The 14155-nt window shown below is 74.2% G+C and carries 12 protein-coding genes; 10 read left to right on the top strand and 2 right to left on the bottom strand.

Annotated elements, in window-relative coordinates; translation table 11 throughout:
* Window positions 1-70: 70 nt before the first annotated feature.
* Together AVW11_RS29075 and AVW11_RS29070 are read left to right on the top strand one after the other, a co-directional pair.
* Window positions 71-658: an RNA polymerase sigma factor gene (locus tag AVW11_RS29075; protein ID WP_076046494.1), complete on the top strand. Its 588-nt coding sequence runs from the start codon at window positions 71-73 to the stop codon at window positions 656-658.
* A gap of 37 nt (window positions 659-695) precedes the next feature.
* A complete protein-coding gene (locus tag AVW11_RS29070) occupies window positions 696-1202 on the top strand; it encodes a GNAT family N-acetyltransferase (RefSeq protein ID WP_030841748.1) in 507 nt (168 codons plus the stop codon).
* 70 nt (window positions 1203-1272) lie between these two features.
* Here the strand turns inward: AVW11_RS29070 and AVW11_RS29065 are convergent, their stop codons facing one another.
* Window positions 1273-1692, bottom strand: coding sequence for a hypothetical protein (locus tag AVW11_RS29065; protein ID WP_076046493.1), 420 nt, complete (start codon window positions 1690-1692; stop codon window positions 1273-1275).
* Window positions 1685-2053, bottom strand: a complete 369-nt coding sequence (locus AVW11_RS29060) for a hypothetical protein (protein ID WP_030841742.1) — start codon at window positions 2051-2053, stop codon at window positions 1685-1687. Before AVW11_RS29060 ends, AVW11_RS29065 begins: the two co-directional genes overlap by 8 nt.
* Before the next feature lie 603 nt (window positions 2054-2656).
* Between AVW11_RS29060 and AVW11_RS29055 the strand changes: the two genes are divergently transcribed.
* The 8 genes from AVW11_RS29055 to AVW11_RS29020 all read left to right on the top strand — a co-directional run bounded on the left by AVW11_RS29055 (window position 2657) and on the right by AVW11_RS29020 (window position 14149).
* Window positions 2657-3712, top strand: coding sequence for a methionine ABC transporter ATP-binding protein (locus AVW11_RS29055; protein ID WP_030841737.1), 1056 nt, complete (start codon window positions 2657-2659; stop codon window positions 3710-3712).
* Window positions 3709-4377 (top strand): methionine ABC transporter permease, encoded by a 669-nt coding sequence (locus AVW11_RS29050; protein WP_030656092.1) that lies wholly within the window; start codon window positions 3709-3711, stop codon window positions 4375-4377. Before AVW11_RS29055 ends, AVW11_RS29050 begins: the two co-directional genes overlap by 4 nt.
* A 114-nt stretch (window positions 4378-4491) precedes the next feature.
* Window positions 4492-5355, top strand: coding sequence for a MetQ/NlpA family ABC transporter substrate-binding protein (locus tag AVW11_RS29045; RefSeq protein WP_030841734.1), 864 nt, complete (start codon window positions 4492-4494; stop codon window positions 5353-5355).
* 268 nt (window positions 5356-5623) lie between these two features.
* Complete coding sequence (locus tag AVW11_RS29040) at window positions 5624-6349, top strand: GNAT family N-acetyltransferase (protein WP_076046492.1); 726 nt, start codon at window positions 5624-5626, stop codon at window positions 6347-6349.
* A gap of 69 nt (window positions 6350-6418) precedes the next feature.
* Window positions 6419-7621 (top strand): precorrin-6y C5,15-methyltransferase (decarboxylating) subunit CbiE, encoded by a 1203-nt coding sequence (gene cbiE, locus AVW11_RS29035; protein ID WP_030841728.1) that lies wholly within the window; start codon window positions 6419-6421, stop codon window positions 7619-7621.
* A 275-nt stretch (window positions 7622-7896) separates the two neighbouring features.
* On the top strand, window positions 7897-11118 hold the full coding sequence (gene cobT, locus AVW11_RS29030; protein WP_076046491.1) for a nicotinate-nucleotide--dimethylbenzimidazole phosphoribosyltransferase: 3222 nt from the start codon (window positions 7897-7899) through the stop codon (window positions 11116-11118).
* Between the two features lie 946 nt (window positions 11119-12064).
* Window positions 12065-13300, top strand: a complete 1236-nt coding sequence (cobA, locus tag AVW11_RS29025; protein WP_030841722.1) for a uroporphyrinogen-III C-methyltransferase — start codon at window positions 12065-12067, stop codon at window positions 13298-13300.
* A gap of 42 nt (window positions 13301-13342) precedes the next feature.
* Window positions 13343-14149: a TrmH family RNA methyltransferase gene (locus tag AVW11_RS29020; RefSeq protein WP_076046490.1), complete on the top strand. Its 807-nt coding sequence runs from the start codon at window positions 13343-13345 to the stop codon at window positions 14147-14149.
* Window positions 14150-14155: the final 6 nt, after the last annotated feature.

Raw genomic sequence — 14155 nt, 5'->3', positions numbered from 1 at the left:
CCGCTTCCCGAACGAGTGGGCCGCGCCCGGCGGGGAAACCGCCGGGCGCGGCCCACTCGTCCCGCTCGGCATGGACCTGCTGAAGGACCCCGACCTCGTGACCGAACTGGGCCCCCTGCTCTCCGCGGAGGCGGCGGCGGAGGCGCCGGGCGCCGGAATGGACGCGGCCGACCTCGAACAAGCCGTCTGGGTCAGGCTGCTGGAGAGCGGCCGGCGCGCGCCCGACCCGGCCGACCCGGCCGAGCCGGCCCGCTGGCTGCGCAGGGCGGTACGCGCCGAGGCCCGCTCCGCCCGGCGCCGCGCGGAGCGCGAGATCCCCTACGACCACCGCCGCCACCTCGCGGACGGCCGTCGCCGGCACCCCGCGGACGGAGGCCCGCAGCCCGCCGCCGCCACCGGGCCGGTGCCCGAAGAGGCCCTGCTGCACGGGGAGGAGAACCGCGCGCTCCGATCGGCCGTCGCCCGGTTGCCCGGACGCTGCCCCGAGCTGATGAAGGCACTTCTTTCGCCCAGAGACCTCACATACCGTGAAATCGCAGGAGAGTTGGGTATCTCACAAGGAAGTTTAGGGCCCGTGCGTTCCCGTTGCCTGGGATGTCTGCGCAGAATGCTGGCGGCAGAGGTTGCGGCTCCCGGCCTTCGGGGAAGGGAGCGGTAGACCAACGGGCTACCAGGTGAGCTGGAGGCATGCGCACATGGGCATGAGCGTGACCATTTCGGCGGCGGTCGCCGAGGACGCCGAGCAGATCTTCAAACTGCAGTACCTGGCCTTCCAGCGCGAGGCCGAGCTGTACGGCAACTACCTCATCCAGCCGCTCACCCAGTCCCTGGACTCCCTGAAGGCGGAGCTCGCGACGGACACCGTCCTCGTGGCCCGGCTCGGCGACGAGATCGTCGGCACCGTCCGCGGCAGCGTGGACGAGGAGGGCACCGCCAAGATCGCCAAGCTCTGCGTCCACCCGCGCCTGCAGGGACACGGGCTCGGCGCGCGCCTCCTGCGCGCCGTGGAGGAGGCCCTGGCGGGCCCCGGCACCGCCACCCGCTTCCGCCTGCACACCGGCCACAAGAGCGAGTCCAACCTGCGCCTCTACCGCAAGGCCGGCTACGTCAAGGTCGGCGGACGCACGGCCTCCGACGGCGTGCAGCTGGTGATCCTGGAGAAGGAGGCCAAGGACCCGACCGACTTCGCGGTCAGCGCCTGAGCCGGCCGGCCGGCCGCCCGCGCCTGAGCCGGCCCGGGCGCCCGGGCCTCGGCGCCCGGCCGCCCGCGTCTCAGCGCTTGCGCAGCCAGAGCATCCCGGTGATCGGCAGGATCACCGGGATGAACAGGTAGCCCAGACCGAACTGCGACCAGACGGTCGTGTCGGGGAAGGACTCCGGGCGCAGCACGGTCCACGTGCCCACGGCCAGGACGCCCGCCAGTTCCGCGGCGCAGCAGACCAGCGCCGCCTTGCGCGCCCGCTCGCCGCCGCGCACGAGCGAGTACGTGATGAACGCGTAGGCGAGCGCCGCCACCGCGGACAGCGAGTAGGCCAGCGGCGCCCGGCCGAACTCGGTGGAGATCTGGAAGGCCGACCGCGAGACCGCGCCCACCACCATCACCCCGTACAGCCACACCAGCAGCAGCCCGGGCCCGGAGACCAGCCGCTTGCGTCCGGCGGGATCGGCGGTCGTCGTGTCAGCGTCAGGCACCGGTGGTTCCCCAGATGTCGTAGAGCCGTACTTCGAGGACGGCGAGGACGACCGCGCCCGCGGCCACCGTCACCGAGCCCCACTTGGTCCGCTCGGTCAGCGAGAGCAGCCCGGCGGCCGGTACCGCGGCGAACGCGCCGAGCAGGTAGGCCACGAAGATCACCGAGCCCTCGTCGGGCTTCTCGCCCCGGGCCAGCTGGACCAGGCCGACCACCAGCTGGGCCAGCACCAGCACGGTCACGACGGCCATGCCGATGAAGTGCCAGTCCTTGGTCGGCTGGTCCCGCAGCGCGGCGAAACCGCACCAGGCGGCGAGGGCGAGTGCGGCCACGCCGATGGCGACCGTCAGGGCGTCGAGCATGCAGCGAGGGTATTACGGGCCGAAAGACCCGATGCGCGCACCCCTTCCGCCACCCGGCCCCGGCGCGGCCGCCCACCCCGCGCCGCGCGCCTCGCCCGACCGTGGTCCTGACCACAGAGGGGACTGCCGCAGCCCCGCGCGGCGACGCCCCGCGGCGGCCCCGGAAGGCCGCGTCGACGCAGGTCAGCGGCGCGGACGAGCCGGTGGGACGGACGTTCGCGGCCGACCGGTGCTGTCCGGTATACGGTCGAAACGCGTCCGCTATCCGGACAGTTTTGATCGGTGAGGGGATACGTCTGCTTTACTGGGGCCCATGACCACGACGAGCAGCCGCACCCTTGCGACCGAGGCGACGATGACGCCCGGTGCTCGCTGTATGTGTCGAATGTGCGCCTTCTGAGGGCCCCTTCCTGAGCCTCGCGCCCCGAAGCGAGACCGGCCGCGCCTGTACGCCACCACCTGATGGACAGCACGGCCCACTCATGCCCCGCGCACGCGTCGACGCCATCGATTTCTGACGGTTCGTCCCGTATCGCGTCCCCAGATGTTTGCCCCGTGCCCGGCACTCCGCTGCGCCGTGCACTCGACAGCGACGGAATTCCTGTGATCACCACATCGGGCCTCACGAAGGTCTACCAGTCCCGTGGCCGCGAGGTCACCGCCCTGGACGGCGTCGACCTCCACGTCCGCGAGGGCGAGGTCTACGGAGTCATCGGCCAGAGCGGCGCGGGCAAGTCCTCCCTGATCCGCTGCGTGAACCTGCTGGAACGCCCCACCACCGGCACGGTCACCGTCGACGGCGTCGACCTCACCGCCCTCGCCGGCCGCGGCCGCCGCGCCGGCCGCGAACTGCGCGAGGCCCGCAGCCGCATCGGCATGGTCTTCCAGCACTTCAACCTGCTGTCCTCGCGCACCGTCCAGGCCAACGTCGAGCTGCCCCTGGAGATCCTCGGCGTCTCCGGCCGCGAGCGCTCCCGCAAGGCCCTGGAACTCCTCGACCTGGTCGGCCTCGGCGACAAGGCCAAGGCCTACCCCACCCAGCTCTCCGGCGGCCAGAAGCAGCGCGTCGGCATCGCCCGCGCCCTGGCCGGCGACCCCAAGGTGCTGCTCTCCGACGAAGCCACCAGCGCCCTCGACCCCGAGACCACCCGCTCCATCCTGGGCCTGCTGCGCGATCTCAACGAGCAGCTCGGCCTCACCGTGCTGCTCATCACGCACGAGATGGACGTCGTCAAGACCGTCTGCGACTCCGCCGCCCTGATGAAGAAGGGCCGCATCGTCGAGTCCGGAACCGTCGCCGAACTGCTCGCCACCCCCGGCTCCGAGCTCGCCGGCGAGCTGTTCCCGGTCACCGGCGCGGCCACCGGCCCCGACCGCACCGTCGTCGACGTCACCTTCCACGGCGACGCCGCCGCCCAGCCGGTCATCTCGCAGCTCTCGCGCACGTACAACATCGACATCTCGATCCTCGGCGCCGCGATGGACACCGTCGCAGGCCGACTGATCGGCCGCATGCGCATCGAGCTGCCCGGCCGCTACGAGGACAACGTCGTGCCCGTCGGCTTCCTGCGCGAACAGGGCCTCCAGGTCGACGTCGTCGACGCGATCGACAACGAACTGGCCGAACTGGCCGCACTGGTCAAGGATGGTGCCAAGTGACCTGGTCCGAGATGCAGCCCCTGCTCACCCAGGGCACCTACGACACCCTCTACATGGTGCTGTGGTCCACCCTGGTGACCGTGCTCGGCGGACTGCCCATCGGCATCCTGCTGGTCCTCACCGACAAGGGCGGCCTGCTGCAGAACCAGCCGCTCAACAAGGTCCTCGGCGTGATCGTGAACATAGGCCGCTCGCTGCCGTTCATCATCCTGCTGATCTTCCTGATCCCGGTCACCACCGCCGTCGTCGGCACCTTCATCGGCCCCACCGCCATGATCGTGCCGCTCGCCATCGGCGCCATCCCCTTCTTCGCCCGGCTCGTCGAGACCGCCGTACGCGAGGTGGACCACGGTCTCATCGAGGCCGTCGAGTCCATGGGCGGCGGCATCCCGACCCTGGTCGGCAAGGTGCTCCTGCCGCAGGCCCTGCCCTCCCTGGTCGCCGGCGTCACCACCACCGTCATCACCCTCGTCGGCTACTCCGCCATGGCGGGCGCCGTCGGCGGCGAAGGGCTCGGCTCCAAGGCCATCACGTACGGCTTCCAGCGCTTCGAGACCGGCTTCATGGTCGCCACCGTCGTGGTCCTCATCGTCCTCGTCACCGTGGTCCAGCTGATCGGCGACGGCGTCGTACGCCTCCTGGCCCGCCGCGGCCGCACCGCCTGACCGCCACCCCCGGGCACCCGCCCCCACCGATTTCCCCCCTAGAGCCCGCACTTGTCGTGCTTGGGCCACCACCAGCAAGTCCTCGGTACTTGTTCAGCAAGAAAGGCACTCTTCGTGCGTAAGAACATCAAGCTCACCGCCCTCGCCGCCACCGCCACCGCGCTGACCCTCGGCCTCACCGCCTGCGGCAGCTCCTCGGACCCGTCCTCCGCCAAGGCCGACGGCGGCAAGGCCGACGAGAGCAAGCCGCTCGTCATAGCGGCCTCCCCGAGCCCCCACGCCGACATCCTGAACTTCGTGAAGGACAAGCTCGCGGCCAAGGAAGGCCTCAAGCTGGAGGTCAAGGAGTTCACGGACTACGTCCTGCCCAACACCGCCACCGAGCAGGGCCAGGTCGACGGCAACTACTTCCAGCACAAGCCCTACCTGGACGACTTCAACAAGAAGAACAACACCCACGTCGTCCCCGTCGCGAACGTGCACCTGGAGCCCCTGGGCCTCTACTCCAAGAAGGCCAAGGCGCTCTCCGACATCAAGCCCGGCCAGACCATCGCCGTCCCCAACGACACCACCAACGAGGGCCGCGCGCTCCAGCTGCTGGCCGCGAACAACCTGATCACCCTGAAGGAGGGTGTCGGCACCAGCGCCAAGCTGTCCGACATCACCGACAAGAAGGGCCTGGAGTTCAAGGAGCTGGAGGCCGCCACGGTCCCGCGCGCCCTGGGCGACGTGGACGCCGCGGTCATCAACGGCAACTACGCCCTCGAGGCCGACCTGGCGCCCGCCAAGGACGCGATCGCCCTGGAGAAGGCCGAGGGCAACCCCTACGCCAACTTCCTCGCGGTCAAGGACGGCAACCAGGACGACCCGCGGATCCAGAAGCTCGCCAAGCTCCTGAACTCCGACGACGTCAAGAAGTTCATCGAGGAGAAGTACCAGGGCTCCGTCGTCCCGGCCTTCGGCACCCCGGCCTCCTGACCCCGCCGCCCGGCCCCGCTTCCTGACCCCGCCGGGTCCGGACGGTCATGCATCTCGGCCCCGCACGCCCCTGTCGGCGCGCGGGGCCGAGCCCTGCCCGCGGTCGGGGCCGAGCCCTGCCCGTTCCCGGGCAACCCGGCCCTGCACTTCCCCCGGCCGATGCTGCATGCTGTGGCCTACGACCCGTACACGGTCCGGTACCAACGGTCCCGGAGCCGAGGTCGCCTCGCACCACGGTCGCACCACGTTCTCAGGCATGGAGCTGCGCATGACTACCACCTTCCCGGACGTCACCATCAGCACGGAACGGCTGGTGCTGCGCCCGTTCGAGGAGGAGGACGTCACCGCGCTCGCCGCGATGATGAACGACGAGAACATCACCGCCTGGACCTCCGCGCCGCACCCGTACACCCAGGCCGACGCACGCGCGTGGGCCACCCGGGACTCCCACGCCGAACGCGCCGAGGGCCGCGGAATCGTCTTCGCCGTCACCGAGTTCCTCACCCAGCGCCTCGTCGGCATCGTCCACCTCCGCAACACCAACTGGCGCACCCGCGCCACCGAGGTCGGCTACGTCACCGCGCCCTGGGCCCGCGGCGAGGGCTACGCCAGCGAGTCCGTCCTCGCCGTCGCCCAATGGCTGTTCCGCGAGCAGGGGTTCGAGCGCCTCGAACTGCGCACCGCCGCCGACAACACCGCCTCCCAGCAGGTCGCCCAGAAGATCGGCTGCATCAGCGAAGGCGTCCTGCGCAACGCGTGGACGGTGCGCACGCAGACGGCCGACGGCGGCTGGACCGACACCCGCACCGACCTCATCGTGTGGAGCCTCCTGCCCGAGGACCTCGACGAGGGCGACAGCTTCGACGGGTACGACGGCTACGAGTCCCACGACACCTACGGCGGCCACGGCGGCGACCACGTGCACCCCGGCCACGCGGTCCCCGGACAGCGGTCCGACGCGAACGGCCGGCCGGTCGGCGCCGACCGGAAATGAACCGATGACCGGGTAGTCTCACCGTGCCCGCCCCTCCCTCCCACCCCCCACACCAGGAGACAGACGACGATGGCCGACCGGGTCACGGTGATCGGCTGGGACGGTTCGCCCCTGACCTCGGCCGCCCGGTCAGCGCTCGGCGCCGCCACCCTCGTGGCAGGCGCCGCCCACCACCTCGCGCTCCCCGAAGTCCCGCCCACCGCCGAACGCATCCGCCTCGGCAGCCTGGGCCTGGCCGCACGCCGCATCGCCGGCCACCGCGGCACCGCGGTGGTCTTCGCCGACGGGGACCCCGGCTTCTTCGGCGTCGTACGGACCCTGCGCGCCCCGGAGCACGGCCTGGAGGTCGAGGTCGTCCCCGCCGTCTCCTCCGTCGCGGCCGCCTTCGCCCGCGCCGGCATGCCCTGGGACGACGCCCAGGTGGTCGTCGCCCACCCCCGCACCCTGCGGCGCGCCGTCAACGTCTGCCGCGCCCACCCCAAGGTCGCCGTCCTCACCTCGCCCGGCGCCGGCCCCGCCGAACTCGCCCTGCTCCTCGACGGGGTCCACCGCACCTTCGTCGTCTGCGAGGAACTCGGCACGGACCGCGAGCAGGTGAGCGTCCTCACCTCCGACAAGGCCGCCGACCACACCTGGCGCGACCCCAACGTCGTCATCGTCATCGGCGGGGCGGGCCAGGCGCAGGCCGCCGACCCGGGCTGGCTCCTAGGCCAGAGCGCCGCCCACGGCGCCGAGCGCGGCTGGGCCCGCCCGCAGAGCGGCGCGGGGGAGGGGGAGTCGGGACTGCTGCACGCGGCCCAACTCGCCCGTCTCGGCCCGCGTACCGGCGACCTCGTCTGGGACATCGGCACCGGATCCGGCGGCGTGGCCGTCGACGCGGCCGCCCTGGGCGCCGCCGTCATCGCCGTCGACGCCGACCCCGGCGCCCGGGAACGGGTGACCGCCGCGGCCCGCAAGCGGGGCGTGCAACTGCAGTTCGTCGCCGGCCGCGCACCGCACGTCCTGGAGGACCTGCCCGAACCCGACGTCGTCCGCGTCGGCGGCGGCGGCGCCGAGGTGGTCGCCGCCGTCGCCGACCGGCGCCCCGAACGGATCGTCAGCCACGCCTCCACCCGCGACGAGGCGGAGGCCATCGGCCGCACCCTCACCGAACACGGTTACGACGTCGAGTGCGCCCTCCTCCAGGCCGTCGGCCTGGACCCCCGCACCTGGGCGGAACAGGACCGTTCCGTGGTGTTCCTCCTGGCAGCCCAGCGCCCTGTGACCCGCTGAGACGAGGGCCGGGGTAGGCTGGCCGATCGTCGTACCGCGCGGACGTTTCGGGCATCGCGACACGGCCTGGACGCGCGACGTGGCGCAGTCCACAGAGGACCGTGGTGGTTATGGCCGCCACGATCGCTCACGGGCGCGACAATGCTTACTGGTTGTCGTGAAGGCGCACGTGAGACGGACTCGTCGCACCCGCGACACCGCACCGCAACTCCGCTCGGAGGCCTCGTGGGCGACCGGGTGATCGAAGAGGCAACACCGATGGGCGAGGGGTAAGCATGACTGACACCGGCCAGGTCCCGGGCGAGGGTCTCCCGGACAACACGGGCATGGTGGATCAGCAGGGCATCCCCGCCCCGGTCCAGATTCCGGCACCGATGCCCGGCTACGCCTTCCAGGACCTCATGGACCCGGCCGAGCCGGAGGACGAGGAACTCCTGCTCATGCCGAGCGGCCAGGGCTCCTGGAGCGACCCGCAGGTCGTCCCGCAGGTCCCCGCCTTCCCCGTGGAGCCCCAGCCCGCCGAGCCGCAGATGTACGCCGACGCGTCCTACGGCGCCGGGTCCGCGTACGCCGGAGCCCCGGCGGGCTACCCCGAGCCCGCCGCCTACACCGACTTCCCGCAACCCGCCTTCCCCGACGGCACCTACAGCGCCGGCGCCCACGAGACGGGCGGCCGGGACTCCGGCGCGCTCGACCTCGGTGGACTCGTCGTCCCGCCGCCGGCGGCCGCCGCCCCGGTGGCGCCCGCCGCCCCCGTCCGGCGCCCGCTGCACATGGGACCGCCCATGCCCGATGCCACCGGCGGAGTCGTACGGTCCCTCGCGGACCGGGGCCCGGCCGCCGCGCCCGCGCAGCCCGCCCCGCCCGCAGCGGCGACCACCCCGCTCCACCAGGCCGGCCCCCCGACCATCGGACCCGAGTACCTGGACGTCGCGCGCCCCGAGGCCGCCCCGCAGCTCGGCGAGGTCCCCCCGCAGGCCGGTACGCCGTGGACGACGGAGCCGGTCGCCGCGCCGGAGCCGCTGCCGACCGAGGCCGCCCCGGCCCCGGCCCCGGAGCAGGCCCAGGCCCCCGAGCCGGCCCAGGCCGACGCGGAGCCCGAGCCGGAGGCCGTGGCCGCCCCCGCCGAAGCGCTGGTTCAGCCGCCGCACCCGCAGCCCGAGGCCGCGCCGGCCGAGGTGCCCGCCGCACCGGCCGAGACCCCGGAGCCGGTGGCCGCCGAGGCCCCCGCGGCCGCCGCCGAGCCGGCCGCAACCGCCGCACCGGCGGCGCCCGCCGAGCCGGCCGCACCCGGCGAGGCCGTCGTGGCCGTCGTGGCCGAGCCGGTCCAGCCCGCGCCCGCCGAGGCCGTCGCTGCGGTCCAGCCCCAGCCGGCGGCTGCCCCGCCGCAGCCCGTGGCGGCCCCCGAGGAGCCGGCCGCGCCCCTCGCGCCCGAGCCCGTCCAGCCCGAGCCCGTCGTCGCCCCGGTGGAAGCCGCCGAGCCCGCCGAGCCGGCCGTGCCCGCCGAAGCCGTCGCCGTCACGCCCGAACCGGTACAGCCGGTGCCGGCCGGGGCCGTCGCTCCCCTCCCGGCCGAGCCGGTCGACGCCGAGCCGGTGGCCGCAGAGCCGCAGCCCGTCGTGGCCGCTCCGGCGGAGCCCGCGGAGCCGGTCGAGGCCGTCGTGCCCGAGCCGGTCGAGGCCGTCGCCGCCGAGGCGGAGCCCGAAGCCCGGCCCGAGGCCCACGACGCCCAGCCCGAGGCGCCCGTCGCGGCAGAGCCCGCCGGCGACCCGGCCCCCGGCTACGACGACGCCGAACGCGAGGCCGTCCTGCGGGTCATGCGCGAGCGCCGTGACATCCGCAAGGGCTTCCGCACCGACCCGATCCCGCACGAGGTGCTCCTCCGCGTCCTGGAGGCGGCCCACACCGCGCCCAGCGTCGGCCACTCCCAGCCCTGGGACTTCGTGGTCATCCGCTCCGCCGAGACCCGCCGGACGATGCACGAGCTCGCCCAGCGCCAGCGCGAGGCCTACGCGAAGTCGCTGCCCAAGGGCCGGGCGAAGCAGTTCAAGGAACTCAAGATCGAGGCCATCCTCGACACCCCGGTGAACATCGTCGTCACCGCCGACCCCACCCGCGGCGGCCGCCACACCCTCGGCCGCCACACCCAGCCGCAGATGGCCCCGTACTCCTCGGCCCTCGCCGTCGAGAACCTCTGGCTCGCCGCGCGCGCCGAAGGCCTCGGCGTCGGCTGGGTGAGCTTCTTCGACGAGCGCGAGATGGTCCGCGAGCTCGGCCTGCCCGAGCACCTGGAGGTCGTCGCCTACCTGTGCGTCGGCTACGTCGACGAGTTCCCGGAGGAGCCCGAGCTGGCCCAGGCCGGCTGGTCGCAGCGCCGCCCCCTGTCCTGGGTGGTCCACGAGGAGACCTACGGCCGCCGCGCGCTGCCCGGCGAGGAACCGCACGACCTCCTCTCCGAGACGGTCGCCAGCATCCGCCCGCTCGACGCGAAGGCGCTCGGCGAGGCCTGGGAGCGGCAGAAGCGCATGACCAAGCCCGCCGGGGCCCTGGGCATGCTGGAGATCATCTCCGCCCAGCTCGCCGGCCTCTCCCGCGTCTGCCCGCCGCCGATCCCGGAGCCGGCCGCGGTCGCGATCTTCGCGGGCGACCACGGCGTGCACGCCCAGGGCGTCACCCCGTGGCCCCAGGAGGTCACCACGCAGATGGTCGCCAACTTCCTGGGCGGCGGTGCGGTCTGCAACGCCTTCGCCAACCAGGTGGGCGCCGAGGTCTGCGTGATCGACGTCGGCGTCGCGGGCGACCTCCCGGCCACCCCGGGCCTGCTGCCGCGCAAGGTCCGCCCGGGCACCGCCGACCTGTCCACGGGCCCGGCGATGACCCGCGAGGAGGCCGTCGCCGCCATCGAGGTGGGCATCGAGACGGCCCGCGACCTGGTCGCGGCAGGCAACAAGGCGCTCCTCACCGGCGAGATGGGCATCGCGAACACCACGGTCTCCGCGGCCCTCATCTCGGTCTTCACCGGCGTCGACCCGTCCGAGGTCACCGGCCGCGGCACCGGCATCAACGACGAGACCCACGCCCGCAAGGTCGAGGTCGTCCGCCGCGCCCTGGAACTCCACCAGCCGGACCCGGCGGACCCGATCGGCGTCCTCGCGGCCATCGGCGGCCTGGAGCACGCGGCCATCGTCGGCCTCCTCCTCGGCGGCGCCTCCCTGCGCACGCCGGTGATCCTGGACGGCGTCAGCGCCGGTGCGGCCGCCCTGGTGGCCCGCGCCATCGCGCCCGAGTCCCTGTCGGCCTGCATCGCGGGCCACCGCAGCGCCGAACCGGGCCACGTGGCGGCCCTGAACAAGCTGGGCCTGCGCCCCCTGGTCGACCTGGACCTCCGCCTCGGCGAGGGTACGGGCGCCCTCCTCGCGCTCCCGCTGGTCCAGAGCGCGGCCCGCGCGATGCACGAGGTCGCCACCTTCGACTCGGCGGGCGTCACCGAGAAGTAGCCCCTCCCCGGCGGGGACCGGAGCTCCGCCCCGGACGCCGCCGGGGCCGGAGCGGGCGACGGGGCACGCTGTAGGACTGCCGGGCCCCCCCGCGGTCCCGCCGCGCCGGGCACGCCTGCCGGGGCGCGCTGCCCCGTCGAGCGCTCCGCCGGGAAGGTGCCGCCCCGCTGCACACACCGCGAGGGGCGCTGCCCGCCGACACCCGCCGGGCGCGGGCCTGCCGGGCACTCCCGCCGGAGGTGTGCTGCCCTGCCGGGCGCTCCCGCCGGGGTGCGCTGCCCCGTCGGGCGCTCCCGCCGGGGTGTGCTGCCCCGTCGGGCGCTCCCGCCGGGGTGTGCTGCCCTGCCGGGCGCTCCCGCCGGGGTGTGCTGCCCTGCCGGGCGCTCCCGCCGGGGTGTGCTGCCCTGCCGGGCACTCCTGCCGGGCGTGCGCCGCCTGCCGGGCGTGCGCCGCCCGCCGGGCGTGCGCCGCCCCGCCGGGGTTGCGCCGCTCCGCCGGGCACTCCTGCCGGGCGTGCGCCGCCCCGCTGGGCACACCCGCGAGGGGTGCGGCCCCGTCGGGCGCACGCGCCGGGCGCGGCCCTGCCGGGGAACCCGCCGGAGGGGCGTCGCTCGCTTGGTGCCCCGGCCCGGACGGGCCCGGCCGCTGCGGCACGGGCAGCCGCAGGCCGGGCGCGGGACGCCGTCCCCCGGGACCGCTCCTCGGCGGGCGAACCCCTGGCCGGGCCGGTCCGCACTCCCCGCCACGGGAGGGGGCGCCACCCCACCGGTGGCGTCCGGGGTGCGGGGCGGGCCCCGGGGAAGCCGGGGCGCAGCCCCCGTCCGCACCTCGGGACGGCCCGCGCCGTATGGTGGACCCGCACCGCATCACCGCACGTCAGCAATCCCGCCGCTCCAAAGCCGCAGCGGCACGACAGAACGACTGCCGCATCAGGAGCCGCACTGCCATGGCCGACACTCCCGCCTACCCCGTAGGACTCCGCCTCGCCGGCCGCCGCGTCGTCGTCATCGGCGGGGGCCAGGTCGCCCAGCGCCGCCTCCCCGCGCTCATCGCGGCCGGCGCCGACGTCCTGCTCGTCTCGCCCTCCGCCACCCCCTCCGTGGACGCCATGGCCGAGACCGGCGAGATCCGCTGGGAGCGCCGCCGCTACCAGGACGGCGACCTCGCCGGCGCCTGGTACGCCCTCATCGCCACCCAGCACCGCGACGTCAACGAGCAGGCCTCCGCCGAGGCCGAGCGCGAGCGCGTCTGGTGCGTCCGCGCCGACGACGCCTCCGCGGCCACCGCCTGGACCCCGGCCACCGGCCGCATCGAGGGCGTCACCGTCGCCGTGCTGACGGGCAACGACCCGCGCCGCTCCGCCGCCGTCCGGGACGCCGTGGTCGAGGGCCTGCGCGACGGCAGCCTCGCCGCCCCCGGCCACCGCCACAAGTCCACCCCCGGCGTCGCCCTCGTCGGCGGCGGCCCCGGCGACCCCGACCTGATCACCGTCCGCGGCCGCCGCCTCCTCGCCGAGGCCGACGTGGTCATCGCCGACCGGCTCGGCCCCCGCGACCTGCTCGACGAGCTTCCCCCGCACGTCGAGGTCATCGACGCCGCGAAGATCCCGTACGGCCGGTACATGGCCCAGGAGGCCATCAACAACGCGCTGATCGAGCACGCCAAGGCCGGCAAGGCCGTGGTCCGGCTCAAGGGCGGGGACCCCTACGTCTTCGGCCGCGGCATGGAGGAGCTCCAGGCCCTCGCCGAGGCCGGCATCGCCTGCACCGTCGTCCCCGGCATCTCCAGCTCCATCTCCGTCCCCGGCGCCGTCGGCATCCCGGTCACCCACCGCGGGGTCGCCCACGAGTTCACCGTCGTCAGCGGCCACGTCGGCCCCGACGACCCGCGCTCCCTCGTGGACTGGGCCTCCCTCGCCAAGCTCACCGGCACCCTGGTGATCCTCATGGGCGTCGACAAGATCGGCCTGATCGCCGAGGCGCTCGTCCGGCACGGCCGCGCCGCGGACACCCCGGTCGCGGTCGTCCAGGAGGGCACCACCGCCGCCCAGCGCCGCGTGGACGCCACCCTCGCCACGGTCGGCGAGACGGTCCGCGCCCAGGAGGTCCGCCCGCCCGCGGTCATCGTCATCGGCGAGGTCGTCCGCGTCGGGACCCCGGACGTTCCCACCACCAGCGCCTGACAGGCCGTTGGCACCGCACCCAGGACAAGGCAGTATCACCCTGTGGCTGATCTCATCACCATCACCGACCCCGACGACCCCCGCCTGCGCGACTACACGGGCCTGACCGACGTCGAACTGCGGCGCAGGCGCGAGCCCGCGGAAGGCCTCTTCATCGCCGAGGGCGAGAAGGTCATCAGACGGGCCAAGGACGCCGGTTACGAGATGCGCTCGATGCTGCTCTCCGCCAAGTGGGTCGACGTCATGCGCGACGTCATCGACGAGATCCCGGCACCGGTCTACGCCGTCAGCCCCGACCTCGCCGAACGGGTCACCGGCTACCACGTGCACCGCGGGGCGCTCGCCTCCATGCAGCGCAAGCCGCTGCCCACGGCCGGGGAACTCCTCGCCGCGACCCGCCGCGTGGTCGTCATGGAGGCGGTCAACGACCACACCAACATCGGGGCCATCTTCCGCAGCGCCGCCGCCCTCGGCATGGACGCGGTGCTGCTGTCGCCCGACTGCGCCGACCCGCTCTACCGGCGCTCGGTGAAGGTCTCCATGGGTGCGGTGTTCTCCGTCCCCTACGCCCGCCTGGAGGCCTGGCCCAAGAGCCTGGACTCGGTGCGCGAGGCCGGCTTCAAGCTGCTCGCGCTGACCCCGCACGAGAAGGCGAGCCCGATCGACGTGGCCGCGCCGCAGTCCCTGGAGCGGGTCGCGCTGATGCTCGGCGCCGAGGGCGACGGCCTGTCCACGCAGGCACTGGTCGCCGCGGACGAATGGGTGCGCATCCCCATGGCCCACGGCGTGGACTCGCTGAACGTGGGCGCAGCCGCCGCGGTCGCCTTCTACGCGGTGGCGCAGGGGTAGCGCGCG

Source organism: Streptomyces amritsarensis (assembly GCF_001953875.1).
In the GTDB taxonomy this organism is placed as follows: Bacteria; Actinomycetota; Actinomycetes; order Streptomycetales; family Streptomycetaceae; genus Streptomyces; species Streptomyces amritsarensis.
Note: the sequence above shows the minus strand (reverse complement) of the source record. Positions and strands in the feature narration are given on the sequence as shown.

Bases quoted from the DNA above. Each gene is read 5' to 3' on its own strand.
- AVW11_RS29075 (WP_076046494.1), top strand. From the start codon at position 71: ATGGACCTGCTGAAGGACCCCGACCTCGTGACCGAACTGGGCCCCCTG.
- AVW11_RS29070 (WP_030841748.1), top strand. From the start codon at position 696: ATGGGCATGAGCGTGACCATTTCGGCGGCGGTCGCCGAGGACGCCGAG.
- AVW11_RS29060 (WP_030841742.1), bottom strand. From the start codon at position 2,053: ATGCTCGACGCCCTGACGGTCGCCATCGGCGTGGCCGCACTCGCCCTC.
- AVW11_RS29040 (WP_076046492.1), top strand. From the start codon at position 5,624: ATGACTACCACCTTCCCGGACGTCACCATCAGCACGGAACGGCTGGTG.
- cbiE (WP_030841728.1), top strand. From the start codon at position 6,419: ATGGCCGACCGGGTCACGGTGATCGGCTGGGACGGTTCGCCCCTGACC.
- cobT (WP_076046491.1), top strand. From the start codon at position 7,897: ATGACTGACACCGGCCAGGTCCCGGGCGAGGGTCTCCCGGACAACACG.
- cobA (WP_030841722.1), top strand. From the start codon at position 12,065: ATGGCCGACACTCCCGCCTACCCCGTAGGACTCCGCCTCGCCGGCCGC.